This window comes from Aromatoleum aromaticum EbN1 (assembly GCF_000025965.1).
GTDB lineage: Bacteria > Pseudomonadota > Gammaproteobacteria > Burkholderiales > Rhodocyclaceae > Aromatoleum > Aromatoleum aromaticum.
Map to the genome: position 1 here is coordinate 1,405,503 of NC_006513.1, position 25,252 is coordinate 1,430,754.

Here is a 25,252-nt window from a genome sequence, read left to right on the forward strand (position 1 = left end):
CGCAATGGCACATAGGATTAGCGACGCTCAGCCCTTCTTGCGGGCGACGAATCGTCCTTGGGCAATCTTGCCGGCACGGGCGAGCTCCCCTAGGAACTTCATCTCACCGGCGACTGCTCCGAGCATGGCAGTGTCGAAATTCAAAATGCGTAAAGCATCATAAGTTAATTGTTTGTCGACCATGTCGAGGTACAGATCGACATAGGGATCGAAGCGCCCCGTATCACTCGCCTCGATGACCTCGCAGCCGCTCGCCTCGAGCAGTTTTGGGTAGCCCTCGAGCGATTCGACGTTGGGGAATTTCATGAAGCTCAGATAGCGCCGGATTTCGTCGTCGCTCATCGATACATTGCCAAGCACCCAATCGGTGAAGGCAATCTTGCCGCCCGGCTTGACGATGCGCGCCGCCTCGCGGATCAGCGCGGGCTTGTCGACGACATAGCACCAGGCATCCTCCCCCCAGACGAAATCGGTGTAATTATCAGGCAGGCTGCTGTGCGTCACATCCGAGTGGACAAACTCGATCTGCTTGTCGAGTTCTTCCTCGAAGCAGCGATCGCGACCGCGGTCAATAACGGTCTTGGCGGCATCGACGCCGGTCATCTTCTGGACATTGCGGAAGCGCACCAGAAAGCGCATGCCAGCACCATTGCAGCAGCACAGATCGACGCCATGCTTCGCCCCGGCAAGGCCGGCGCGCTCCGACAAATCCATCGATGACCGGAAGCCACCGATGTGAATCTGGTGCCCCATGATGAGTTCCCAGAGATCACCTTCGGCGCCGTTATATACCGCTTTGACTTCATCCAGCCCAACCAAATTGCTCATACACCATCCTCCTTCATGCAAAAGCAATTCCTCCGCGCGTCTTCGCGTGTCGTATTGAGAGCCCTACATCAATTTCGCCAGAAGCCCAACCGTCGGCTCCGCATAAATCTACGAGAAATTCGATGTGTGGCTCTCAACGTATTTCTTGTCAGAATTTGTAGCGTAGCGTCACGTACGCCTCATCTTCCCTCCACGCTGTGCCGACCGGTCCGGCTCGGAATCGTCCGAGTGGCTCCAGGCCCGAGAGACCAGCTGAACCAGGCGACAGAGTTTGCCCTGAGTAGGTCGTATAGGGTGCCCACGGATTACATGAACGGCAGTCGTCCCATTCCCAACGTCTGTCGGAATCGTCGCTCTTGCCCTTGATGTTTGCGCCGATCGTCAGCTTCAGATTGTCGGTAAGCAGCCAGTCAACCTGGGGTGAAGCCACCCACGCCTTTGCCTTGAAGTCCCGCACCAGAATGAGTTGGGGGCTGACGCGATCGTTCTGCACGAAACCCTTGATCAGCAGGGTGCCGATGAAGTTGTCCTTCCAGTCCGGCATGCCGACGATGCCGCCTTGGGCATGCTCCTCTTCATGGTTGAAAATGTGCTGATGGAACAGCTGCGCCGAGATCAGCGTCGTCCGTGACGTGCTGATAAAGGGAATGAAGGTTGGCCGGTCCATGCCGATCACCGAACGCCATACCCTGTTGCGCGAGTAGAGCCCTGGTCGGGCCGTGTTCACAAACTCTTCGCCCGACGTCATGGCACCTTCCAATCTGAATGCTGCCCCCAGTGCCTCAGACTGGAAGTCGAGCGAGCCACCAAGCAGGTTCACCCTCGGGAAGTGCATATCGAAGGCGATCAGGTGCGTCGTCGGGATGCCTTGCGCCGGCCCCGAGAATGGAGAAGTGTTGCCCTTTGCGCCGGTAAAGGCGTTTACCGCTGCACCGTTGATTGCATGCAGCGACGGAAGTTGCGACCGGTAGTGCAGGGCGTTCAACGAGAACGAAAGACCACCCTCCGTGACACCTTCAAACTTGGCGCCGATTTGCGTATTGGAAAGACTCCATTCGGGCAGTTTTACGTCGCGAATGCCGATCTGATGGGTACCGAAGTTGGTGGCAAACCACGGGCCTGCGACGCTGCCCGGCACCCCGGGCGGCGACAGCGCGGCAAAATTGGCGACGGTACCGCCGTTATCCCACAGGTTCTTCATGCCGCGGAAGAAGCAACCGGCGTCGAGCATGACATTGGGCGTTCCGCACTGACCAAGGTTGCTCGCGCGATACTTGTCGAAGTTCCAAACTACGCTCAGGTTGCGTTCCTGCATGCTTTCCGAACTACCCATTCGCCATTCGCCCTGGGCAATCCACATCGGAATCCGGATATCCTGCAGCTCATCGTAGATATTGTTACGAGAATAGTCGATCGGGTTCACGACGTCGAGCACGCGGAACAGGTCGGTTCGGCCCCACACGACCTGCTGCTTGCCCAGCTTAACAAAGACGTCGGTGCCATTGGCAAGACCGAAGGTCTTCTTGACATAGGCTTCACGGATGAAATCAAGGCGATCGTTGAATTCCGGAAATTCAAGTTCGCTCTGGTTCTGATCGCCGTAGCCACCGAAGTCTGCGCAACCGCGGCTGTCGACGTTGCACGGGCGCACCGGAACTGCAAACGTGATGCCACCCCGGTTGTTGTCGTGCCAGGAGTCCCCGAGCAATCGCAGACCGGCGCCCGGGCCGTACTGGGCCGGCGGAATGTTGACGTTGGCATAGTTGGGATCGACAAACATGTTGATGTTCGGGCCGCCGCCAGGGCCGCCAAGATTCGGGAGGCCGGCGCCGGCCTGGATGGCGTCCACGACCGTTCGGCCGACGCCACCGCCAAAGGGAACCGTTGAACCCAAATGGACTGGAGGCAACCCGAGTCCGCCGAGCGAAGCTGCAGCGGGACCTGCGGTATTCTGAAGGCGGACATCGGTGGCACGTCGGCTACCAGCAGACCTGCCAAACTGATCCTTGTTCAGCTCATAGACACCGTCGTAGGTACCCCGGAATACGCCATGAAAAGCCCATCCATTCGCCAATTTCTTGTCTGCTTCGGCCTGTAACGTGTTTCGAAACTTCGACAGTCCGACCACGTCGCCGGTGCTGTTTTTTCCACGATAACGTGTGTCGTTTTCATAGTAGATGTCGACCTTCCAGGGGTCGTCCTTTACGTCAATCGAGGCGACTTTCTCCTCGGCGCGCACCCCCGGCATCACCATTGCAGCAAGGGCCGTCGCCGTAACACCGACGATCTGACGTCGCTTCAGTCTGGTTCTCTTTTTCATAGCGTGCTCCTCCCGTGGATTACTCGCTCACGCGAACAAAAAACACTCATTCAGCATCAGGCACACCGATGAACCTTCAGCCCGCCATAGCCGCCTGCCGCCCATGCTCAATGTTTTCATCCTCTTCCAGCACTCCGTCTGAATCGTAGTGCGTCGCAACCAGAAAATGCGGTTGAAATACTACGCACCATGCTGGAACGATCAGCACTGCAGCGATTGCGTTCACAACGAGCATGAATGAGAGCAAGACGGCCGCATCGGACTGAAAGCGCAAGTCAGAGAGGAATATCCACATGACGACCCCGGCTATGAGGGTCGCTGCAGTAAATGACACTGCATAGCCCGTGGTCGCCACAGCATTCACTACTGCCTTGTGAATGTTGCGCGTCGCTGCCATTTCCTCGCGGATTCGGTCCATGAAATAGACTGCATAGTCGATCCCCACACCGACGCCAACGGCTATCACCGGAACTGTGTTCACGTTGATGCCAATGTTCGACGCACCCATATAGGCGTATGTGAGCAGGGTGGAGAACAGCATCGGCAGCACCATCAGCCAGCCGGCATGAATTGACTGGTAGTACGCCATGACCATCAGGAACGCGAGCACCATTACTGCCGGAATGATGACCATGTGGTCCTTGTGCAGTGCCTGGTTTCCAGCAGCGGTAACCCCCATGATTCCGCCGCCAAGTTCGATGTGAAGTCCCGGCACTTTCGCTTCGATCTTCTCGATCCCCGCTTGCGCCAGGGCCACAGCCCGCGCGACGGTTTCCGCCTGATGATCCTTGTAATAGAAGACCATGTTGGCTTCGTTCTCGTCCGGATTGATGAACTCGTTGAGCGCGCCAGGAATGGGGCTGGATGCCATGTAGGCGAACATCAGGCCGCCCACCTCATCTGCGTTGTCCGGAATCTGCATCCAGCGCGGATCATCGTTATGGGTAAGACGGTTGACCACCCTCACAACACCCGGGATCGCCTTGGTTCCGCCAACCGATGGATCATCCAGCATATGTGCCTGAAATTCTTCGATGGCAACCAGTACTTCCGGCTTCTTTATGCCGCCCGGCGCGTCAGTGCGGGCTACGATGTGCAACTCGTCCGAACCTGGGAAAAGTGTGTTGATGGCTTTCGTGGACTGGTTGTAGTCATGATCGCGGTGCAAGAGCGGGCTGCCCGGCTCCGACTCGCCCATCTGGACCCGACTGACAAAGTAGGCAGCCCCCAACGCCCCTATCGCCGCCAAAACAAGAATTGAGCGCGCACCACCGGTGGTGCCGCCCGTCTTCGCCATCGCCATTCCGAGGAAATTGCGTACCCCCGAATTCTTGTTCTCCATCGAGCGGGGTTGCGGCAGGATCGTCAGGGCCAGCGGAATCATGAAGTGGACGGTAAAGATGACCGAGAGTCCCCAAAACCCCGCACCAATACCGAGCTTGTGATTGAAAGGCGCCGCACCCAGGATGAGGACGCCGATACCGACGGCATCGACGATAATGGCCAGGGAGCCCGGCCGAAATAGAGCCTCCAACGCGTTTTGTGCCGCGCGCTTTCCGTTATGAACGACAGCCAGTTCTTCGTAGTAGCGCGCGACGAGTTGAACGCCGTGTGATGTGGCGCGGGCAGCGATCAGAAAGGGAATCGGCAGAGACAGCGGCTCCAGATTGATGCCCATGATTGCCATGAAGCCAAGGCCCCAAATCGAGGAGAGCGCGATTCCGAGCAACGGCAGCGCAATACCGTAAAGGCGCCGAAAGTAGACGACCAGCAACGCGGCAATCAGCGTAGCCGTGTAGGCGAGGATTTCAACAATCTGGGCCGTGTAGGTATAAACCCACCCCGTCAATACCGGGTTGCCGGTGATGTGAATGCGATGCCCAGGACGAGTGATCGAGGTACGCAACTTTTGCAGTGCCGCGAAGGTTTTGGCGTAGTCAATCCCGGACTCGTTGAGTTGCGCCTTGATGAGACCTGCCTTGAGATCCGGTGACACGAGCAAGCCATACATCAGCGGGTTGGCAATGACGTCCTGCTTGGTCTGCTCAAGTTCCGCGACGGTGCGCCTGGATTTGCCAGGGTCGTAGTACGGCTTGGACAGAAACGAGCCTTCCTCCGAGAGGTAGACCTTGCGCGAGGTGCGATGCGTCAGACTGGAAACGAGGTTGTGGTTGACTGACGGCAGCTCGTCGACACCCCGGGTCGCATCGTCGATGAGCTTCAGTGTTTCATCGTTGAAGATCGTGCCTGTCTCGACTTCGACGGCGATAACGATCATGTTGGCACCGCCAAAGTTCGCCTTGATGCGGTTGTAAGTTTTAATGTAGCTATGGTTCTGGGGCAACAGATCGGCGAAATCCGAATACACCTGAAGTCTGGGCAAAGACAGGGCGAAGATGACGGTGACGGCGAAGATGAACCCCAACACGATCTTTGGATTTGCGAAGAGCCATTCCTCGCCCGTGTGCAGTACGTGGGTTAGCTTGTGGCGCAAGGCATGCATGGGAGTATTCCTTCAATTGACCTGGGTACCGATGACGCGGGCAAGACCACCCGTACCACCGATCACAATGGCGGCTTCGCCCGGCAAGGCCGCGCCTGCAGCGACCAGGACGGGAGTCGAATCGGTATAGGGCACCTGCCTGAGGACGTTTCCGTCAAGCCGGGCAACGACGCCCGCTGCACCGACGCCGTAGGGCTTCCCTTCTGCCAGGAAGAGCCGGTAGAGTGGTGCCTGCGTGGCGTTCTCGATCTTGCTCCAGGTGACACCTGCATCTTGCGTGCGGAGAATCGTCCCGGCGATACCGCTCACATACCCGTCATTTCGGTTTGTAAAGACAGCTGCATAGGGATAGAAGTCGTTGGCGATGGGAGCTCCCTTCGTCCATGAAGCCCCACCGTCTTCGGTTCTGGCGACGATACCGAATTCGCCCAAGGCAATCCCTGATTGCCCTTCGGTCATGGCGAGCACGGTGATTTGTGCATCCGCCGCCAGATCCGTCACTTGCCAGGTCGCGCCCCGATCGGAACTCATGGCGATCGTCGCGTGCGAGCCACCCACCAGCCATTGCATCCTGGCATCGCAGGAAATTGTCAGCGGTGTTTCCGGGGTTTTGAGCGCCACACTTTTCCACCCATTGCCGTGTGCGTCTGCGCTCCAGACTTTGTGATAGAAATCGATCCCGACAAAACTGCCGTCCGGACAGGTCGCCAGCCCAACAATTGAGGCCAGACCCAATGACTGTCTTGACCACGTTTTGCCCTGATCTGCCGACACCAACAGTGCGCCGCTCTGGGTTCCAGCCACCACCACCACATCGTTCGCTGCCAGCGACTGAAGGACGTCGTAACGCTTGACCGCACTGGCGCGATCAGCGTTCGTCGCATTCACGTCCTGAACTTCTGCACACGCAGAAAGCAGGAGTGCCGTGAGCAACGCAGAAACTCTGGTACCGATTCGCATATTCATTCTCCGAGTCAGGTGCGTATCCATGTGCACTCCCTGCCTTCGCCGACCGCGCGCGATGACACCTCGTTCGCTTACATGGTCGGGCTTTAATCAGTGCAGTTGTCACGCGACGGATCGCCTATGTTTTTTTTGAGCTCAACTGCTGCCTCGCACCGCGAGGAGCGAGTTCTTGTAGGCGCTGCGCGGCAGGCTGCCGGGTTCGAGCACCTTGGCTTCGATACGCACCTGCAACTGAGCGCGCACGGCCTGCGCGATCGCGGTGGCAAGTCCGGCATAGGCACTTGCGTCGAGCCGCGGCGATGCTTCGACATCGACTGCAATGGGGTCGTCGAAGCGGACCTGATCGGCTCGCTCCTTCCAGATTCGCACCATCGGCCCCACGTCTTCCGCGAAGCGCTGGGTGATCAGGTCGCGGATCGCGGTCGGGAAGACGTTCATGCCCTTGTAGATCAGCATGTCGTCGGTGCGCCCGATGCAGCGGATGCGGGGACTCGTGCGGCCGCAGCGGCAATCCGTGCCGATGACGAGCGCGTGGTCGCGCGAGCGGTAGCGAACCAGCGGCGTGGCGTCGCGGGCGAAGGTGGTATACACGAGTTCGCCGGTCGCGCCCGCTTCCCACGGCACCGTCGCGCCGGTCTGCGGGTCGATCAGTTCCACCGCGACGTGCTTCTGCGCGTTGAAGTGCATGCCATCGTGCTCTTCGCATTCGCCCCACATCGCGGAGATGACGTCGCCGAGCCCCATCACTTCGCGCAGTTGCGAGATGCCGAGCCCGCGCGTGATGCGTTCGCGGATCTCGGGCTGGTTGAGGCCCGGCTCGCCGCCACACAGCACCGTGCGCAGCGCCGAGGGCACGCCGGTCTCGCGGCCGACCGCGTCCCACTGCTCGGTCAGATAAATGCCGAACGAAGTCGTCGCCAGCAGCGCCGACGTGCGCAGCCGCCGCATCTCGCGCAGGATGCGTTCGGTCGGGAAGCCGCCGAGCCAGCACAGGGTCGCGCCGATGCGGCGGAAGGCGTCGGCGTAGGGCAGGCCGCCGGCAACCATCGGCAGGCCGACGAGGTGGGCAACAACGTCGGACTTGCGTACGCCGGCCGTGAAGAAGTTGTTCGCGATCGCATCCGTCCACACTTCCACGTCGCTGGCGGTCAGTGCGTAGTACAAGGGCCTGCCGGTCGTCCCCGAGGACGACACGGTCTGCACGATATCGGCGAGCGCTACCGATTGATTGGCGCCGAAAGGCTCGGATTCGCTCGCTCGATCCTGCGCATCGCGGATATGGTCCTTCATCGTAAACGGCAGGTCGGAGAGATCGGCGAGGGACCTGATCTCCCTCTCCAGATCCACATCCGCATGCAGTTCCCAGTACAGATCGGAGCGCTGCCGCAGCGGCGCGAGCATCTGGTCGATGCGCTGCGCCTGCCAGCGCTCGACCTCCCGCCACGGCATCGTTTCGAGTACTTCGTTCCAGTATTCGCGCTTCCGGCCGCGGGTATCGTCCGAGTGTTGGGTGGCGAGTTCATTCAACATGACTTCTCCTTGCTGCTCATTGCCTGGTGCTCATTCGCCGCGCACGCGCTCGACCTGTGCCTTGAGCGTGGCAATCTCGGTTTCGGGCGGCACTTCCGCGTCCGTGAGGATCAGGCGTTCCGCAACACCCTCGACCGGTAGGCACGGCCAACCGGCGGGGTCGGCGGCCCAGGCGCGAGCGTGGGTGCGCACCGGGGGCAAGGGCGGATGGTTCAGTGCCGGGCAGGGAACGGCCTGCGCAGGCCAGGGGCCGGCGGCGAGCGACGCAGGCAGGACCAGCACGGGCGGCACGCGATGGAAGCGGGCGACGTTGCCGGCGGTGCCGAGGGCGCCTTTCCAGAAGTCGTCCTGTTCCTCGGCGGGGCGCGCCGCCTCGTGCCACGACAGCAGATTCACGCCGGCTTCTGCATACAGCCGCGCCAGCGTCGCGAGGATGCGGCCGGCGAAGTCGTAGATGGCTTCGTCACCGGCTTCGACGCCCGCCGCGCGCAGCTGCGCGACCAGGGCCGCCGGTCCGGTGAGCGCCGCGGCGATAACCGGCTCACCCGGATCCACCGCGATCTGACGCACCGCGTCGAGCGCGGCGGCAATGCGCGGACTTGCGGCAAGACGATCGGCATCGATCTCGGCGGTCACATCGACCTGCGCCGTCGTTCCGATGCGCGGCGGCCATTGATCCTGTGACACCTCGACACCGACCGCTTCCGCTTCCATGCACGACGGTACGGCGCAGGTCAACGCGTCGAGCTTCAACATGCGCCGCAGCTCGGACAGGTTCTTGCGCAGGCGCGTGCCGTCGCGAACCATGTCGATCGCGGGGATCGCCTCGATTTGCGCGGCGCAGCCCATGATCAGGGGGACGAAGAGCGGCGCATGCGGCTTGCCCGCACCACGGGCAAGCTCCTGCATGCGACGCCGCCAGAGTGCTCCAGCGGCTTCCATGGTGGTCTCCTCTTATGCGCGCAACAGCGGTTGCGCAACCTTCGCATCGGGCCAGGTGCCGTAGTACTTCAGGATCTCGTCATCCGGCCTCTGCTTGAGCCACTCGCGCTCGAACTGCTCGTAAGGCACGCCGCGCTTGCGCCGCGCGTCGTGCTCCGCGGCGCGCAGACGGCTGGTCTCGTCGAGATCGACGCGCCGCAGATTGGCGTCCCACTTCACCTTGTAGATGTTCTGCGCGGTCTGCTCGGTCAGCACGCCCTTGAGCAGATCGACCTCGACCGACTTCGGATCGCGGTCGAGCGGGTCGCCGTAACCGGTGCCGCCGCACGAGAACGCGAAAGTGACGACTTCGCCGTTGCTGTACGGGCGCACCGAACGACCCTGGAACTCGATCTCGTACTTGCCGTCGATCGTGCGTTCGGCAAGCAGCGTCTCGACGTCGAGCTTGATCTTGTCGCTGCCTTCGGCCATCAGCTCCTTGATGTTGGCGTTGCGGATGCCGATTCCCGGCACGGTGCAGGGCGCGTAGCCGCCGAACAGCGGCTGTGGGGTCTGCAGCTTGGTGTTGTCGGCGATCGCCATCATGTACAGCTCCGGCACATGGTGCGCGACCCACACCTGGGCGGTGCCGACGCCGCCGCGATACTTGCCGTGGCCGCACGAGTCCTTCCAGTGATTGGACAGCGGTACCAGCAGCGGGAACTCGTTCTCGACCGACTCGGTGTTCGGCGCACGGCCGAACACGCACCACGGGAAACCGAAGGCGTCCATGCCGTCCTCGGTCGGCCGGGCCCCCTGGCCCTCGGTGTTGATCGAATACGCGAGCATGTCGGCGAAGGACGATCCCCACTGGTTCTGGCCCGCGAGCACCAGTGCGTTGCCCCCATTGCCCATCGACGCACCCGACTGCTTCCACAGCGAGGTGGAGAACATCGCCTTGGCGCACGCGTTATGCACCGCGCTCATGACGCCGGTGGAGATCATCACCGAACACGAGGTCGCCGCACGCGGGTCGGGCGACAGGCAGGTGTTCTTGCCAAACTTGAAGTCGATGTTCGCAAAGGTGCCGTTGGAGATCGGCAGCGAATGAAACAGGTACTCGTAGATGTAGTTCGAGAAGTGTGCGATCGCGGCCTGCGGATGGGCGTTGTACGGGGACGGCGTTTCCGGCCCGGTTTCGGACAGGTCGACCAGCATGCGGTCGCCCTTCTTCTCGAGCGTCATGTAGCAGGAACGCACCAGGCCCTGCTTGAGGCCCACCGCGTCGCTGAAGGTCACGCAACGGTACTTGCCGTCGGGCCACTGCTCGATCAGCTCGCGCGCGCCGGCCTCGGCCACCTGCAGCATCTTGCGGAACAGCCCCGTCACGTAATCGGCACCCTCGCGCTCGCAAAGTTCGATGATGCGGGTGCGCACGCGGTCCGCAGTGGTGCAGCGGGCCTTGAGGTCGACCGCGATCATCGACGGAGCACGCAGGCCGAAGGCGACGAACATCGACACCACGTCCTCGCGCAGCTTGAAGTTCTCGCCGATGCGCATCGGCGGCAGGTTCATGCCTTCCTCGAAGCGCGTCGTCGCCGACACCGGCATGCCGCCCGGCTCGATTGCGCCGGTCTCGGTCGTATGCACGAGCGCTGCGGTCCAGGCGACGAGCTTGCCTTCGTAATACACCGGCATGCAGACCATCTGGTCCGGGTTATGCACGCCGCCGTACACCGCATCGTTCGCGAACCACAGGTCGCCGTCCCTGATCTCGTCGCCGTACGTCTCCAGGATGTACTTGATGATCAGCGGCGGGATGACCGCGTGCAGGTAGGTGCCGCAGGAACCGTTCACGATGTCCCCGTCGGCGGTCATGATCGCGACCAGCGAGTCACCAGCGACGCCCATCGCGCAGCGGCACGAACGGACGAACACGTCCATGCCTTCGTCGAGAATGTCGTTGGTGCGCTGGAAGCCGATTTCGAACTGCGCGGGATCGATCTGCGCCGCCAAGTCGAGTTCGCGCGAGCTGGCGGGCGCGGGCTTGAGCCAGGTGAGTTTCTGTTCAAGGGTGGGAATAGCCATTTCTGTGTCTCCTCAACTTGTATCAATCAGACGATCGCTGCGGCGGCCGCGCTGACCCTCTTGGTCGGGGGGGCCGGATCGATCGCTTCGAGGATCGCCAGGCCATGGGTGTCGATCGAAAGGCGCTGTCTGGGCGGGACGACGATGGTCGTGAGTTCCGCTTCCACGATCGCCGGGCCGTCGATGACGTTGCCGGCCTGCAGCAGTTCGAACTGGTAGGTCGGCGTATCGGCCCAATGCTTGGTCTCCGGCCAGTACGCCTTGCGCTTGCCGAGGAAGGCCGCGCTCGGGTCCGTGCCCTGAAGCGGGTACTCGGGGATCGGCGGCTTCCACGTCGGCACGGTCACGCGCAGCACGAAGTTGTCGAGGAACACGCCGCCGGGCTTATTGACCACCAACGGACTGAAAGCTTCGGAGAATTCCGTCTCGAAGGCCTGATACACCTTCAAAGCGTCCTCCGCGGTGCGGATGTGCAGCAGCGGCGAGGACATGCGTTTGAGGTTCACCTGGCCGCCGTAGAGCATGTCGAGTTCGAGGCCGAAGCTCGCGTCGTCGACTTCCAGCCCTTCGCTCCGCAGCTCCTGGCGGGCCCGCTCGATCATGGTGTCGACCGTCTGGTTGAAGTGCTCGTAGTCCACGACGAACTTCTCTGTGCCCGGCTCCATGAACACCATGCGGCGCGACTGCTCGTACATATGCACGATGTCCATGATCGACGAGCCCATCGCGCAGAAGACGGGGGCAGCCGGGAAGACCACCGCCTTCGGGATATCGCCCTTGAGGCCGGCCATGTGGGTGGGGCCGGCCCCGCCGAAGGCGAACAACACGAAGTCCTCGGGGTGATAACCGCGCATGTGCACTTCGCGCTTGATCGCCGAGGCCATGTTCTCGTCGACGATGTAGCGGATCAGCGCGGCCGCCTCGATCGTCTCGATGCCCAGCGGCTGGGCGATCTTCTCGCGGATCGCCTTCTCGGCCTTGGCCTTGTTGAGCGGCATGCGGCCGCCGTAGTAGGTATCAGGGTTGATGTAGCCGAGCACGACGTCGGCGTCGGTGACCGTCGGTTCGGTGCCGCCGAGGTCGTAGCACACCGGTCCGGGCATCGACCCGGCGCTGCGCGGACCGACCTCGAGGCGCGTGCCGCTGCGGTCGACTTTCGCGATCGAGCCGCCACCCGAGCCGACGGAGATCGTCTGCATCATCGTGACGTTCACCATCCACTTGTCGATGACCGGACGGAAGGTGTAGTTGCGCACGCTCGACTCGACCACCAGCGCGACGTCGAAGCTGGTGCCGCCGACGTCGCCGGCGACGACGTTCTTGTAACCGAGCTTGTTGGCGAAGTAGGCCGAACCCATGAGGCCTGCGACCGGGCCACCGTTGAAGGTGCGCGAGGCCGGCGTCTTGAAGATGTCGGCACTGCCACCCGAGTTGTGGATCATCAGGAAGGCGCCGTGGTAGCCCTTCGCGCGCAGCTTGTCCCAGGTCGCGCCGATGTCGTTCTGCATCGAGCGCTGCAGATAGGCGTCGAGCACCGCGGTCATCGTGCGCTCGTACTCGCCGATCTTCGAGACCACGGAGTGCGACATCACCACCGGCACGAAGCCAATGTGATATTCCTTGTACTCCTCGCGGATAATTTCCCGCACGCGCTTCTCATGCGCCGGATTCATGAAGGACCACAGCAGCGACACGACGATGGCGCGGGCACCGCGGTCCATCAGCATGCGCAGCTTGGTTCGTACGTCCTCTTCATCGAGCGGCCGCACCACCGAACCGCTCGAATCGATGCGCTCACGCACGCCGAGGATCAGGTCGCGCTCGATGAGCGGCAGCGGCTTGTTCTGCACCGCGATGTTGCGCCGCTCGGCGACACGCTGGCCGTCGGTCCATTGCGCACCGCGACCGATGAGGATCGCGTCCTCGTGGCCTTCAGTGGTCAGCAGGCCGATCCGCGGCCCCTGGCGCTGCAGCAGGCGATTGAGGGCGACCGTCGTCGAATAGCGGATGATGTCGATGCGCGGCAGCAACTCCTCGACCGACAGGCCCACCTTGTCGCCCCCCGCCTCGACCGCGTTGAGGAAGCCGATGGATAGATCATGCGGGGTCGTCGGGCACTTCGCGATGTGGCGCTCGCCGTCGAGCGTCAGCACGAAGTCGGTGAAGGTGCCGCCGACGTCGATGTCGATCGAATTGATGGCGTCCTGGTTGGTCAGTGAGCTCATGCCAGCACCTCCGCTTCGGGCTTGGTCAGTTTTCCGTCCTTGATCACGATGACCCCCTTCTTCAGGCGGGCCTTGAGGCTGTCGATATCCACCTCGATATCGACCGTGATCGGGTGGCCCGGCGGCAGGTATTCGGTTTCGATCTGGCGCGTGCAGCCGGGGCAGTAGAACTCCAGGATGCGGACCCAGTTTTCGTCGGGTGCGAAGCTGTATTCACCCTCGATCACCGGGTTGTGGATCTCGTGCGGGCGGCGTTCGGCGACCAGGCAGCCCTTCTTGTAGCTTTCGCGGGCCGAGATCAGCTTGGTGCCGCAGTCATGGCAGTACCAATGCTCGTCGTTGAGGTCGAGATCGAGGTACTCGGTGAATCGGATGCGTTCATACATGTCTTGTGTCTCCTCGGGAATCCGTTCTTATTGCGCGCGGCTCAGTTCGGCATTGCCGTAGTCGTCGACACGCAGTTGCCAGCGCGGGGGAATCGGGCAGGTCAGCGTGCTGCCGTTGACCACCGCCGGTCCGACTGCGATATCGCCGACGTTCATCGTTTCCCAGCGATAAACCGGTGAGGCGGCTTCGCTTGCACCGTTGAAGCGCATCTCGCGGGAGGCCGGCGCCTCGGCGGGGACGCGGTCGGCGCGCTTCTTCATGCCGTGGGCGCCGACGACGAAGCGGCTGGACAGTCTGGCCCCCAGGAGCGGCAGGCTCGCCACGCCCGCCGCGGTGACCGCCTGCGTGAGTGCATCGAGCACGGTGCTCGCCGCGCTTTGCGCCAATTCCGCACGCACCGTCGACACCTCCGCCTCGGTCGTACCGAAATCGAGCTCCCAAACGTAAGCCGCCTTGGCCGGATCGAAGCTCTCGCCCTTCAGGTCGCGCTCTGCCTGGGTCTGCAGTGCATCGAGTGTCGGCAGCAGCTGACCCTTCACGGTCGCGTTCCAACGCAGGTCGACGCCGCGCTCATACACATGCACCACGTCGGAGATCGCCGAGCCGAAGGCGCTGAACACCGGGCCGAGGTTGAATGCGTACGCCGCCTGGACGCCCAGCCGTTCAGCAACGAAGGCGGCGAACATCGGGCCATTGCCGCCGAAGGCGAACAGCGCGGCGTCCTGCGCGGTGAGCTTCGCCTCCGCCAGGGTCGCCTGCAGCAGCTCGGTCATCATCGCCACCGCCTCATCGCGGATCGACAACGCCGCGACTTCCAGCGATACGCCCAGCGGCTTCGCAACATTGCGTTCGATCGCGGCGCGGGCGAGGTCGACCTTGAGCTGACGACGACCGCCGAGGAAGTTGTTCGGATCGAGGTAACCGAGCGCCAGCAGCGCATCAGTCAAGGTCGCTTCGTTGCCGCCGAGGCCGTAGCACGCAGGGCCGGGAGCGGCGCCCATGCTCTCCGGGCCGAGGGTGACGCTCTTGTCCCGCACGCGGGCGATCGAACCGCCGCCGACGACTGCCGAGCGCAGCATCGCGAACGACGATTGCACCGGCACTTCCATGAGTTCGCCGCCGCGCTGGAACATCGGCTGGCCGTCGCGAATGATCGACGCCTTGGTCGTCGTCCCGCCGACGTCGAAGCACACGACATCCTTCAGCCCATACAGCCGCGCCATGTAGGCCCCGCCGAAGGTGCCGAAAACCGGGCCGGATTCGATCGTATCGACGGACTTGGTCTTGCCGATGCGCGCGACCCCGCCGTTGGTGTTGCCGATCAGCAGCGGGCCGGTCCAGTTGTGGTCGTCGCGCAGCAGATCCTCAGCCTTGAACAGGGAAGTGGCGAGCTGGGTGTGCGTGTAGGCGTTCATCAGCGAGTAATGCACCCGCGTCTGGTCGTGGCGCAGCGGCGCCATCTCACTGCCGAGCAACACCGGCACCGCGCCGATGATGTGGTCGGGATACTGGTCCTCGATAACCGCCTTGATCTCGCGCTCGGCACCGTTGTCCGGGAAGGCGTTCGCGAGGCACACGCAGATCCGGCGCACGCCGCCTTCCAGCAGCTGCTTGACTCCGGAGAGAATGTCGACGGCGGTCGGGTTGGACGGCAGACCGATGATGTTGCGCTCGTCGACCAGCTCGCCGACGACCGGGGATTGCACCGTGCCGTAAAGGTTCTCCTCATTGCCTTCCGTGACCAGCAACCCAACCTTCGAGCCACGCCGCTCGCCAAGCACGTTCGTCGTGATCGTCGAGGACCAGCGGATCATGCCGACCTTGGCGAGAAAGGCCTCGGTGCTGGGGTAGCCCAGGCGCTTGGCCGCCTCGCTCAGGCAGCCGTTGAAGGAAACGGTGTAGTCGTGCGGGGTGGTGTCCACCTTGATCGCGTGGCGCTGTTCCCCATCGGAAACCAGCGCATCGGTCATGGTGCCGCCGGTGTCGATATCCACGGTGTACATGAAGTTCTCCTGTATGTACTTTCGTCAATTTTTCTGACAGGCGAACGCCGTGCTGCCTGTCCCTCGTGAGCGTTGAACTGGACTGCACTCTATCGAGTCGAAATTCGTGCCGCATCGGGATCGAGCACCTAGGCAATAAAGCAAACTCGTATTGCACCGCAGCACGCCGATGCGTTCGAATTCAGATACCGCCCGCAAAGCCGGTGGCCTGGTCTTGTAAGTGCTTCAAGGACGCCTTCAAAACCGTGATCCGCTTCGCCACTAATCCATTGCCGACTCGAGCCCCGTTCCGAACATTGATGAGCAACCCGCAATTTCCGTGGTCCCTATTGATACGCCGCATCAACAATTTTTTTGAACGGCTGCATTATTCTGCCCTCATAAATATTTATTAAATTCCGTGGAAGAGGCTGATAAATTCGGACGTCACCACATTCCGCTGTTTATGCATTTGCGATATAACGAAACAAATTGGTTACCGAACATTGATTTCTGGCGATATGCGAAATTTCGACATGGAGAAGAGAAATGGTCGCTTCCTGTCACATGCCACGCTCGACGACATTCGAATTCGGGCGGTGCAGCGCATCGAAACGGGTGAATCGCCGTAAGTCGGCGGTCAAAGCACTGGGATTTTCGCGTCCGCGTATTTACGAGGGGTTGGCGCTGTGAGGGCGGGCTCGATGCTCTGCGTGCCACGCCGAAGCTCGTCAGCAGGACGCTCGATTGGTCGTGCCGCACGATCACGCTGTCGAACCCGCAGCAGTTCAAGTTCGAGTTCGCGCTGTGGACGCGGGCGATGGTTCGGAATCTGATTCGCACCCAATTCAAGGTGGCGATGTCGGAGGTGAGCGTCGGGCGCCTGCTTCACAAACAGGGGCTATCACCGCAGCGGCCTTTGATGCGCGCCTACCAGCGCGATCCGGCTCTGGTGAACGATTGGATCAAGGACGAGTTTCCGCACATCCGTTCCGAGGCTAAAAGCAGCCGGGGCGGACATCTTCTTCGGCGACGAGGCTGCGGTGCGCTCGGACTATCACACCGGGACGACATGGGCGCCGGTCAGCGTAACGCCGGTGGAAAACGACCGGTGCGCGCTTCAAGCTCAATCTGATCTCTGCTATCAGTCCGAAGGGACAGTTGCGATTCACGTGCATCGAAGGAACCGTCACCGCCGATGTCTTCATCGAGTTTCTGAAGCGCCTCTGCTCCAGGGCACAACTCGGACGATCTTTCTGGTGGTCGACTGCTATCCAGTCCATCGCAGCGCCAAGGTCCGAAACTCGTCGAGGAACTCAATAGCAGACTGCGCCTATTTCGCCTGCCGGCCTACTCGCCTGACTTGAATGAACACATCTGGGCGCATCCGAAAAGCCACAAACTGGGGCGCAGCATCATCGACGGACCCAAGCAGATGAAGAAACTTGCGCTGTCCTTCATGCGCTCATTGCGGAAAACTCCCAACATCGTGCTAGCCGGTAACTTACTGTGAAAGAGAACGTACGAAAGGCAAAACGCCCCGAACCCCGTGAGCGGGGCGATGAGCGAGTCGTCGATACAAACGGTTGCGGCAATGGCGGTGCTCAATTTCGCTGCCAAGCAACCAAAATGCCTTCGCTCTGTGCGGGAGCGAGGCAGAGGGTGTCTCAAGAAGAGGTGAAAGAACGGGGGAGTCGGGTTCATCGAACTGGGCCGCAAGCTGAACCCTGGCCGAACTCGGAAGGTTGCTGGTACGCGCCTTTCTATGCGGAATCGGCAGCGGGAGATAGCGACAGGTAAGGGTTGTGCGGCGGCATATCGGTGAACAGGACTCGCGGGTCTTCCAGCAGGTAGCCGTGAAGTCTCCGCGACTTCCGAGGCCCCGTGACTGTGCAGGTCCAGATGTTCAGACCGTTTCGCTGCTTGCGATGCAGTTGCAACTTCTCAAACTGTTTCTGCACCCACTGCCAGTCGGCGACCTTGTCTTGCTTCGCAAGTAATGCGGTCTTGGGGTGTTCCTGAGTATAGCGCTGGAACACGCCGGGACTGACCAGATAGACGGTATCCGCAACCGTATGCACCAACGCCTTGGCGTCATTGATGATGAGCGTGCGCTCTTCTATGCGCCTGCGCAGCCAGGCGACAAAATGCTCGCCTGACGGCAATTCCTCCAATTCTGGAATCGACGCAGACGTCGGCGGCATCAAGTCGACCGGAGCCATTGACTCACCGGATTTGAGAGATAGCCCTTCCACGGTTGGAGGAAACAATTCGATGGCCGACGGGAGGTCAGCCGACATGTCGAGAGTGTCGAGTAGATTCAGGACAGCTTCGACGCCATCACCTACTGACTGTGCCGACAAAGGCTCAGATACAGTCGACTCCGGTACGGCGGGCTGGGACTCAGCAATGGGTGGATCCCCCTCTTCCTGCACCACGGTCACCGTGCCGGCGAACGGTGGGGGCCGCTCATCGCCTTCCCAGATCACGGAGGGCGCAAGACGCAAGAGCGTGAAGGCATGGGACCAGCCCGCATCGCTGGTGATGGCAGCCTTCCAGATAGCCTTTCCGTCTGGCGTCGGTAGTGCAATGCCATGATCCTGAAGCACGTTGAAGACGGCCGTGTTGCTCGACGGGATGCCATCGATACCCTGCGACAACAGATGGGCGCGCAGCTTGTCCGAAACCGTCTTGCTGACCAGCCACAGCGCATCCTGGGTCAACCAACCGTCCGAGGCTTGAGGCTGGTTCAGCTTGAACTCTTCCTTGAGCAGGTAGCGCAATCCATCAAGGAGCTTCCGCTGAAGCGCATGGCGGGGGGCCGCCAGCGCCTTGGCGGGATCACCCCCCAGCGCCTGCGCGACCGAGGCCTGGTCGGCCTGCGCGACCAACTCCCCGAGCGTGCCGGCGTGCTCGTACTGGCCGGCCAGCACGTATAGGAGCGCCGACCACAGGTCGGGATAGCCACTGAGCCAATCGAAGATCCCAGCGTCGAGCAGTCGGGTGTAGAACAGCCCGGTCGCGGCGCCGTGCAGACGGTACTCGCGCGCCTTGTGATAGCGAAAGCGGTACGGCTTCCGCAAAGGCCCGTGCCAGGGGTGCCAGCGCGTGCCGTCCTCGTACTCGACGTGCAGGTCCACGGCGATCTTGCCGATGTCGTGCAGTAGTGCCGCGTAGGCCGTGCCGGCAGTCCACGCCTCAGCCTGAGCCGCCTGTGCCTCAGGACTGGCGCCGGCCGGCAGCAGATGCGATTGCCGCAGCTTGAGCGCGTAGGCAACAATCTCAAGGCCGTGGTCCAGCATGCCCCCAGGATAGGCATGATGGTGGCTTTCGGAGGCGGGGAACTGCTGGACCAGCTCGGCGTACCGTTCCAGCGGTGCCAAGTAGAGTGTGGCGAACTGCCGGCGCGATAGGGAGGTGCGCTGCCAAATGTGTTCCAGCAGCTTCTGCCGCCGCGGCGTAGCCAGCAGCGATGCTGCCGACTCCGGCCCCATCAGCCCTTTGGGGGCTTCGGGAGGTGGTGTGATCGGTGCACCGACAGTCGGCGTCACCCGTTTCCGCTGGAACAGCGAGAGCATGGCGAATCCCGGATAACGGACTGATCGGGGCAGCCTTTTGGCCTTTTCGGGTAGGGCCTTTCCCCTTGACCCCGTTACCTTGCCCCTTCCCAGCCCTTTGGCCTTTGTAAGGTGATCTGGATACGTCCTCCACAACCAATGAGGTCTTGGAGCTGCCCTGATTGAAAGCGAGACTGACCGCAGTCATAGACCTCGCCCCAAGCATTTTTGACATTGTCTGATTTTTTTTACTACACTCTGACAACACGGAGATCAGGCTATGAGCGATGGACCCCATAGAAGTCTGCCGATGCGAAGGCCCTGGAAGGAACTGGCCAAGCGCGGGGATCAGTGCGCCTACGATGCCGAGCAGGTGGCGGAGGCTGCAGCTGGCGCGCTCGCCAGCGACTTCAAGAACGAGATCAAGTGGTCATTGGTCGATGCTTTGAAGTCCATCTTCACTGGCCGTGACAACTCTCTGGGGCTTCCTGAAATCGCTCTTCAAGAACTGGAGGACGCGAAGTCCTTGGCCGCAGGCTCGGTTTTTGGAACGAACGCAGTTGCGTGGAGCATTGATCTCATCAACGAAGGTAGATTTGGTTTGGATGCTTTTCATGAAGCGATTGGCCTTGCAGCCAAGATGCGTGGTTTCGCAAACGTGCGGCAAGTTGAAGAGCATTACCTTCGGGAATCGAACCAACGGAGGGCGGATCACGTAAGTGTTCGACTCTCTAGCGCAATTTCTAGCTTCTCGGAAGGCAGGTTGGGCGCCATGCTTGTATCTCCTGAGTCTGCCGGAGCCCATCGCCCCGAGAAGAGGACCCATCTGGACGAAGGAGTGCCCTTGTGACGACTCTATTACCTCTCAAGGAGCTGGCGGTAGATGTGGTCGAAGCTGGTGCCCGTCGCCGCAAAAGTATGGTGCCCTGCATACTCGGGCAAAACATTGATTTCGACCTTGAAGCTCTTGAGTCCTTCTCGTCGATCAAATGGCAAACGACGGTGTACGACGCTCTTGTCGTGGCCGCTGTAGTGGAGTTCTGTGATCGCAGCCTTGCACGCAGTGCCATGAACTGGGGGCGGAAATTCTCAGTACATATTCCCGTTCATGATCCCGACAAATGGTCAGACAAGACGGTAATCCGGGCGCTAGTGGAGGCATTGAACCTACTGACCGGGGACGACTGGCACTTCGAATTCCGCGCCAGAAAAGTGCCGGCGGAACCACCTCAGCAGGATCGTCTGAGGTTCCCCTCCGATGCGGAAGCGATCATTGCCTATAGTGATGGAATGGACTCACGCGCGGTTGCCGGGCTTGAAAGCAGCCGCCTTGGCCGCCGATTGGTACGCATGAGGGTGGGAAGCAAGCAACACGACGTTTCAAAAAAGGAGCGTCTCCGAATCCCTTTCACCGCCCTCCCGTATTCCGTCAAGCTTGAAAATGGCAGGAATGCTGAAAACAGCGCACGTAGCCGGGGATTCAAGTTCAGCGTGGTATCCACGATGGCAGCCTATTTGATTGATGCTCCATCGGTCATCGTTCCTGAGAGCGGACAGGGAGCACTGGCACCGGTCCTTCTTCCCGTCGGGCAGGGCTATGAAGACTATCGCAATCACCCCGTCTTCACTGCATTGATGGCACGCTTCTTCAATGCCTTGCTCGGATACAAGATTCAGTACCGATTTCCACGTTTGTGGATGACGAAGGGTGAGACCCTTCGCGAATTTGTCGATGTCTGCGGTAGTGAGGCGCGCTGGGCAACAACCAGATCGTGCTGGCAACAATCGCGGCAGGTCGCCGTCTCGGGCGAAAGGCGTCAATGCGGAGTATGTGCAGCTTGCATTCTCCGTCGCCTCAGTGTTCACGCTGCTGGCTTGAACGAACTGCCCAAGACCTATGTATGGGAATCACTTAAGGCAGCTACGTGGGAGACTGGCGCGGCAAAAGACTTCGCCAGCTTCACGCCGGCCTTGCGCGAATACTCGATCGCAGGGGTGCTTCACTTTGAGCACCTCGCCTCGCTTCGTGGAGCCGTGCAGTATGAACTGATCAAGCGTCGAACGACGAACGAGCTGGCGCGCGCTCTGTCAGAACCGCCGGCAGTCGTGGCGCAGAACCTTGACCGGCTTTTGCAGCAACACACCAATGAATGGTCTGCATTCACGAACGATCTTGGGTCAGGGTCGTTTGTGAGGCAATGGATAGATGACGCATCATGACCACGCCAAACTATGAGTTAAGTCCAGTCGAGCTGGGCGAAAGATTGAAGATTGCGCGGGAGACTGCCAACATTACCCAAGACGCTGCTGCCAAGGCGGCAGGCATCGCTCGTACTACGCTTGTCTCCATTGAGAAGGGGCAACGTACCGCTCGGCTCGATGAGATCCAAGCACTGAGCCGTTTTTACGGTGTATCCGCCAATTCCTTACTGCGCAGAGAGGCCGTTCATGTTGACCTGGTTCCTCGCTTCAGGTCACTTCCGGAAACTGGTGGCGCAGGTATCGAGCATGCTGCGAGGGTGCTGAATGATCTTGTCAGGGTCGAAGTAGAACTCGAGAACATTCTGGGTATTCACAAGCCGTATAACTATCCCGCGGAGAAAACTATCCTGCCGGGCGACGTCCGCAAGCAAGCAGAACAAGATGCGCAGAGCTTACGGAATTGGTTAGGGATCGGAGAAGGGCCTATTCAGGACTTGTTTGCCCTCCTTGAGCTACAGCTTGGCGTGCGGGTCTATGCTCGGAAGCTGGATGCCAAGGTCTCTGGGCTATTCGCCTACGATGAAGCGGTTGGTGCTTGCATCCTTATCAATGCAGGCCATCGAGAGGACCGTCGGACCTTGACCGGCGCTCATGAACTTGGCCACTTCATTGCAACGCGACGCCGGCCAGAGATCTATCAAGACGAGAAGTACGAAAACTCTCGTGAGGAGCGCTATGCGAATGCGTTTGCAAGTGCGTTCCTTATGCCGGCTCGCGCCGTCATGGAAAAGTTCAAGGAGCTGACCATTGGCTCAACCCATTTGACGCGCAGGCATATCATTTTGCTGGCTCACTTCTTTGGCGTATCCCGCCAAGCAACGGTTCTACGGCTTGAAGAACTTGGCCTGACGAAGAAGGGAACCTGGGATTGGTTCATGGACAATGGAGGTATCACCGACGAACAAGTTCGCCAAGTTATTGGCCCAGCAGCATACGGGCCTGTTCCCGCAGAGGAAGCACAATCGTCACGACTGTTTCTATTAGCGATCGAGGCCTGGAAGAAGGATCTGATCAGCGAGGGGCAGATGTCGGAAATGCTGAAGCTCGATCGTGAAAAGGTCCGCGAATTGCTCGATGAGGCCGAAGAGGACGAAACTGATGACCTTTTCAAGCTGCCTCACTAATCAGAACAACGTGATTGTTCTGGACGCCAGCGTAATCATTAATTTGCTGGCGACGGCAAACGCAAGTGCAATCCTGCAAGCGCTGAAGTCGGACCTCGTCGTAACCGGCAATGTCGTGCGCGAAATTGATCAAGGTTTAGCAAACGGCCGCCCGGAGTCCAAACATCTGGCTGAATTGATCGATGCTCGGGTCTTGCGGATGGAAGAGCTTGCCGGTCCGTCTCTTGAGCACTTTTTTGACATGGTCTCTGGCCATACGTCGGACTCCCTGGGGGATGGTGAAGCGGCAACTCTCGCGTTTGCTTACAGCAACGGATTCTGTGCCGCAATTGACGAGAAAAAGGCAACAAGGATCGCAGGCGAACGTTTTGAAGCGATGAAACTCGTCACAACCATAGACATTCTTGCCTATAAGCCTGTGCAGGCGTTGCTGGGGCATGAAGTGCTAGGCAATGCAACGCTTCAGGCGCTACAAGTTGCAAGAATGCAGGTTAGGCCGCATCAATTCGATTGGGTAGCTCAGTTGATTGGTGCGGACAACTTGGCCGAATGCGCGAGTTTGAAGAAACTTGCACGGCGAAGGATAGAAAGCCTGGGCACCACCATACCGACCTCTTCTGTGGACACCAGAAGACTGCCATCATGAAAACTACTGCACATACCAGGTTCGCGGAGCATGCTGGCCGGTCGCTAGGCCGGATGTGGCGGGTGCTCGTGCGTCTGGATCGGAAGGCGCAAGGCGGGCTCGTGACGCAAGGATGGTCCCTTGGTGCGGCTTCGGCCGCACTGCTGGTCACCAAGCTTGTTCTATTCGGTGTGTTGGCCTACGTGGCGTTCTGGCCGGCAATGTCGCTTGCCCTGCTGGCGCTGGTCGCTTGGAACATGCGCGGCTCAGCAACGTGGGATGCGGAGGGCAAGGACGAGCCTGAATGGCGCGAGGGACACGGTGGCTTTGGCCTGTATGACAAGAACGAGTGGCGCCACGACATGTGCGACCCCGACAAGCAATAGTGGCTATCCAGGTGTCACCGCTACTTTCCTGAACCCTTGGCTGCAGAGATCGCAAGGCGGGAGCCGCTTCCGCCGGCCGACTTGGCGTCACCGGTTGCGACGGTGAGGCCGCTCAGCACATTGCCTGCCCGCACACCAACCCACCCCAGTGCCGCCACCCAAAATCCCGGCAGCACGATGAACATCGTCGCCATGACGAAATTCAGCAGCATGTCCCCAAAGGCATTGTTCAGCCCGATCAAGGGGTCGAAATTGCTGTGCGGCCGGTTCGCTCCGAATCCCCAGCCGTAGAGTGCGTCGAGAATTGTGCTGTCCAGCCATCGCGCGAGCTGGAACCAGAAATCCACGAAGAACAGCGCGAACTCCACGCAGCTCACCGCGACCAGGGCCTTCAGCTCGTAGGTTCCGAAGAGCAGCACCAGCGGGATGCAGATGACGAGCGCCATTTTGAGCAGCGACAGCACCATGGGCAGCGCCTGTCGGACCACATCCATGGCCGGGAAGAATCCTAGCGACCCGACGGTCAGGCCGAGGTCGCCGGCGCCGCGGGTCACAACATTGGGCAACGTTTTCTCGATCTGGCCGCCGTAGTCGGTATAGACGGCGCCTTGGTTCATCTGCTGCTGGCGCGGCGACACGACGGCACGGATCACCGCATCGTTCACCTCGATCTGCGACAGGAATCCCGCCCAGCGGCCCATGCGCGACAGCAGATCGGGATCGACCTGAGACAGCAGGCGTGCGCGCAGCCCGCTGCCGTCCGACCACCACTGTCGGCAGGTCGGATAGCCCCCACCGTTGTCCACCTGAGCTAGGCCCGCGTCGCGCGTTGCATCATAGGGCCAAGCGGTGCGCGGCGTGCTCGAATGATAGGTGTCGTAGAAGCCGGACGTGTTGAGGAAGTAGCTCGAACCGATCCAGGTCACGTCGTTCATCTGCTCGTCGGAGAGCGTTGGCCGGTTCATGAACAGCTTGGCGCGCGAGGGGGCGTAGCAGTCATGCACGAAATCGCCGACTTCCTGCGCGAGCACCGGGTCGTTGATGCGCGTGGCATCGACGTCCATGCGTATCTGCCGCAGATCGGTCCCGCAGGGAATTGCCGCCACCGCGGCCCCGGTGACCGCCTTCGAGATGGCGTGCATGAAGAACCACCACACCGGCGCCAGCGCGCTCTGGTTGTTGAGGGTGGTGTAGGCGTTGGACCAGCCCGTGTCCGCGGGCTGCGGCACATTGACTTGGCATTGCGCAGAGCGGCTCGTATCGAACGCGATCGTGCTCAGATCCAACGGAATGAACGGGATGCCGGCGAACATGATGACGACGATCGCCACCCAAACGCGGCTCTCGATGCGCATCGAGGACAGTACGCCCTTGTTGCCTTCGTCCGCGCCTTCCGCGCGCGCCCGGAGCCATTCCTGGATGACGATGGCGACGAAGGGCAAGGCGAACACACCGCTGGCAACGAGGACGTTCCAGATGCCGTTGTTGACCACCCAAGCCACCAGGGTCAGGTAGTACTCTAGGTAATCCGTCGTATAGAGGGTCATG

Annotated in this window: 19 protein-coding genes; 7 read left to right on the plus strand and 12 right to left on the minus strand. The window is 60.7% G+C overall.

Features of this window, described 5'->3' with window-relative positions; genetic code table 11:
* Positions 1-27: 27 nt before the first annotated feature.
* The 10 genes from EBN1_RS06650 to apcA all read right to left on the minus strand — a co-directional run bounded on the left by EBN1_RS06650 (position 28) and on the right by apcA (position 15,771).
* Complete coding sequence (locus EBN1_RS06650) at positions 28-828, minus strand: class I SAM-dependent methyltransferase (RefSeq protein WP_049780211.1); 801 nt, start codon at positions 826-828, stop codon at positions 28-30.
* Between the two features lie 148 nt (positions 829-976).
* Positions 977-3,148, minus strand: coding sequence for a DUF1302 family protein (locus EBN1_RS06655; RefSeq protein ID WP_011237162.1), 2,172 nt, complete (start codon positions 3,146-3,148; stop codon positions 977-979).
* Between the two features lie 76 nt (positions 3,149-3,224).
* On the minus strand, positions 3,225-5,651 hold the full coding sequence (locus EBN1_RS06660; protein ID WP_011237163.1) for an efflux RND transporter permease subunit: 2,427 nt from the start codon (positions 5,649-5,651) through the stop codon (positions 3,225-3,227).
* Between the two features lie 12 nt (positions 5,652-5,663).
* Positions 5,664-6,611, minus strand: a complete 948-nt coding sequence (locus EBN1_RS06665; protein WP_241762819.1) for a WD40/YVTN/BNR-like repeat-containing protein — start codon at positions 6,609-6,611, stop codon at positions 5,664-5,666.
* Between the two features lie 141 nt (positions 6,612-6,752).
* A complete protein-coding gene (bal, locus tag EBN1_RS06670) occupies positions 6,753-8,147 on the minus strand; it encodes a benzoylacetate-CoA ligase Bal (protein WP_011237165.1) in 1,395 nt (464 codons plus the stop codon).
* A 30-nt stretch (positions 8,148-8,177) separates the two neighbouring features.
* A complete protein-coding gene (locus tag EBN1_RS06675; RefSeq protein ID WP_011237166.1) occupies positions 8,178-9,089 on the minus strand; it encodes an acetophenone carboxylase epsilon subunit in 912 nt (303 codons plus the stop codon).
* A 12-nt stretch (positions 9,090-9,101) separates the two neighbouring features.
* Positions 9,102-11,156 (minus strand): acetophenone carboxylase subunit delta, encoded by a 2,055-nt coding sequence (apcD, locus tag EBN1_RS06680; protein ID WP_011237167.1) that lies wholly within the window; start codon positions 11,154-11,156, stop codon positions 9,102-9,104.
* 26 nt (positions 11,157-11,182) lie between these two features.
* On the minus strand, positions 11,183-13,381 hold the full coding sequence (gene apcC / locus EBN1_RS06685; protein ID WP_011237168.1) for an acetophenone carboxylase subunit gamma: 2,199 nt from the start codon (positions 13,379-13,381) through the stop codon (positions 11,183-11,185).
* Entirely contained in the window at positions 13,378-13,767 is a 390-nt protein-coding gene (apcB, locus tag EBN1_RS06690) for an acetophenone carboxylase subunit beta (protein WP_011237169.1), read from the minus strand. The genes apcC and apcB overlap by 4 nt, the downstream gene beginning before the upstream one ends.
* 27 nt (positions 13,768-13,794) lie before the next feature.
* A complete protein-coding gene (gene apcA / locus EBN1_RS06695) occupies positions 13,795-15,771 on the minus strand; it encodes an acetophenone carboxylase subunit alpha (RefSeq protein WP_011237170.1) in 1,977 nt (658 codons plus the stop codon).
* A 784-nt stretch (positions 15,772-16,555) separates the two neighbouring features.
* Here apcA and EBN1_RS06700 point away from each other — a divergent pair.
* On the plus strand, positions 16,556-16,885 hold the full coding sequence (locus EBN1_RS06700) for a helix-turn-helix domain-containing protein (protein ID WP_277813125.1): 330 nt from the start codon (positions 16,556-16,558) through the stop codon (positions 16,883-16,885).
* 8 nt (positions 16,886-16,893) lie between these two features.
* Positions 16,894-17,073, plus strand: coding sequence for a hypothetical protein (locus EBN1_RS22975; protein WP_422103724.1), 180 nt, complete (start codon positions 16,894-16,896; stop codon positions 17,071-17,073).
* A 440-nt stretch (positions 17,074-17,513) separates the two neighbouring features.
* Here the strand turns inward: EBN1_RS22975 and mobH are convergent, their stop codons facing one another.
* Positions 17,514-19,328, minus strand: a complete 1,815-nt coding sequence (gene mobH / locus EBN1_RS06705) for a MobH family relaxase (RefSeq protein ID WP_011237175.1) — start codon at positions 19,326-19,328, stop codon at positions 17,514-17,516.
* Positions 19,329-19,587: 259 nt separating this feature from the next.
* On the opposite strand from mobH, the gene EBN1_RS06710 reads away from it, so the two are divergent.
* From EBN1_RS06710 to EBN1_RS06730, 5 genes are read left to right on the plus strand one after another with little or no spacing between them, the layout of a single operon-like run.
* The gene (locus tag EBN1_RS06710) at positions 19,588-20,157 is read left to right on the plus strand and encodes a hypothetical protein (RefSeq protein WP_011237176.1); all 570 of its coding nucleotides are present in this window, start codon (positions 19,588-19,590) and stop codon (positions 20,155-20,157) included.
* Positions 20,154-21,527 carry a 7-cyano-7-deazaguanine synthase gene (locus EBN1_RS06715; protein ID WP_011237177.1) on the plus strand — a complete coding sequence of 458 codons (1,374 nt, stop codon included), beginning with the start codon at positions 20,154-20,156 and terminating at the stop codon, positions 21,525-21,527. Before EBN1_RS06710 ends, EBN1_RS06715 begins: the two co-directional genes overlap by 4 nt.
* Positions 21,524-22,693, plus strand: a complete 1,170-nt coding sequence (locus EBN1_RS06720) for a helix-turn-helix domain-containing protein (protein ID WP_011237178.1) — start codon at positions 21,524-21,526, stop codon at positions 22,691-22,693. Before EBN1_RS06715 ends, EBN1_RS06720 begins: the two co-directional genes overlap by 4 nt.
* Positions 22,668-23,339: a PIN domain-containing protein gene (locus tag EBN1_RS06725; protein WP_011237179.1), complete on the plus strand. Its 672-nt coding sequence runs from the start codon at positions 22,668-22,670 to the stop codon at positions 23,337-23,339. Before EBN1_RS06720 ends, EBN1_RS06725 begins: the two co-directional genes overlap by 26 nt.
* Positions 23,336-23,704 (plus strand): DUF3742 family protein, encoded by a 369-nt coding sequence (locus EBN1_RS06730; protein ID WP_011237180.1) that lies wholly within the window; start codon positions 23,336-23,338, stop codon positions 23,702-23,704. The genes EBN1_RS06725 and EBN1_RS06730 overlap by 4 nt, the downstream gene beginning before the upstream one ends.
* Positions 23,705-23,724: 20 nt before the next feature.
* Here the strand turns inward: EBN1_RS06730 and EBN1_RS06735 are convergent, their stop codons facing one another.
* A complete protein-coding gene (locus tag EBN1_RS06735; RefSeq protein ID WP_011237181.1) occupies positions 23,725-25,251 on the minus strand; it encodes a conjugal transfer protein TraG N-terminal domain-containing protein in 1,527 nt (508 codons plus the stop codon).
* Between the last annotated feature and the right edge of the window lies 1 nt (position 25,252).

What these genes read in the sequence shown, in the direction of transcription:
- EBN1_RS06650 (WP_049780211.1), bottom strand. Translation starts at nt 828, where the DNA reads ATGAGCAATTTGGTTGGGCTGGATGAAGTCAAAGCGGTATATAACGGC.
- EBN1_RS06655 (WP_011237162.1), bottom strand. Translation starts at nt 3,148, where the DNA reads ATGAAAAAGAGAACCAGACTGAAGCGACGTCAGATCGTCGGTGTTACG.
- EBN1_RS06660 (WP_011237163.1), bottom strand. Translation starts at nt 5,651, where the DNA reads ATGCATGCCTTGCGCCACAAGCTAACCCACGTACTGCACACGGGCGAG.
- EBN1_RS06665 (WP_241762819.1), bottom strand. Translation starts at nt 6,611, where the DNA reads ATGCGAATCGGTACCAGAGTTTCTGCGTTGCTCACGGCACTCCTGCTT.
- bal (WP_011237165.1), bottom strand. Translation starts at nt 8,147, where the DNA reads ATGTTGAATGAACTCGCCACCCAACACTCGGACGATACCCGCGGCCGG.
- EBN1_RS06675 (WP_011237166.1), bottom strand. Translation starts at nt 9,089, where the DNA reads ATGGAAGCCGCTGGAGCACTCTGGCGGCGTCGCATGCAGGAGCTTGCC.
- apcD (WP_011237167.1), bottom strand. Translation starts at nt 11,156, where the DNA reads ATGGCTATTCCCACCCTTGAACAGAAACTCACCTGGCTCAAGCCCGCG.
- apcC (WP_011237168.1), bottom strand. Translation starts at nt 13,381, where the DNA reads ATGAGCTCACTGACCAACCAGGACGCCATCAATTCGATCGACATCGAC.
- apcB (WP_011237169.1), bottom strand. Translation starts at nt 13,767, where the DNA reads ATGTATGAACGCATCCGATTCACCGAGTACCTCGATCTCGACCTCAAC.
- apcA (WP_011237170.1), bottom strand. Translation starts at nt 15,771, where the DNA reads ATGTACACCGTGGATATCGACACCGGCGGCACCATGACCGATGCGCTG.
- mobH (WP_011237175.1), bottom strand. Translation starts at nt 19,328, where the DNA reads ATGCTCTCGCTGTTCCAGCGGAAACGGGTGACGCCGACTGTCGGTGCA.
- EBN1_RS06710 (WP_011237176.1), top strand. Translation starts at nt 19,588, where the DNA reads ATGAGCGATGGACCCCATAGAAGTCTGCCGATGCGAAGGCCCTGGAAG.
- EBN1_RS06720 (WP_011237178.1), top strand. Translation starts at nt 21,524, where the DNA reads ATGACCACGCCAAACTATGAGTTAAGTCCAGTCGAGCTGGGCGAAAGA.
- EBN1_RS06725 (WP_011237179.1), top strand. Translation starts at nt 22,668, where the DNA reads ATGACCTTTTCAAGCTGCCTCACTAATCAGAACAACGTGATTGTTCTG.
- EBN1_RS06730 (WP_011237180.1), top strand. Translation starts at nt 23,336, where the DNA reads ATGAAAACTACTGCACATACCAGGTTCGCGGAGCATGCTGGCCGGTCG.
- EBN1_RS06735 (WP_011237181.1), bottom strand. Translation starts at nt 25,251, where the DNA reads ATGACCCTCTATACGACGGATTACCTAGAGTACTACCTGACCCTGGTG.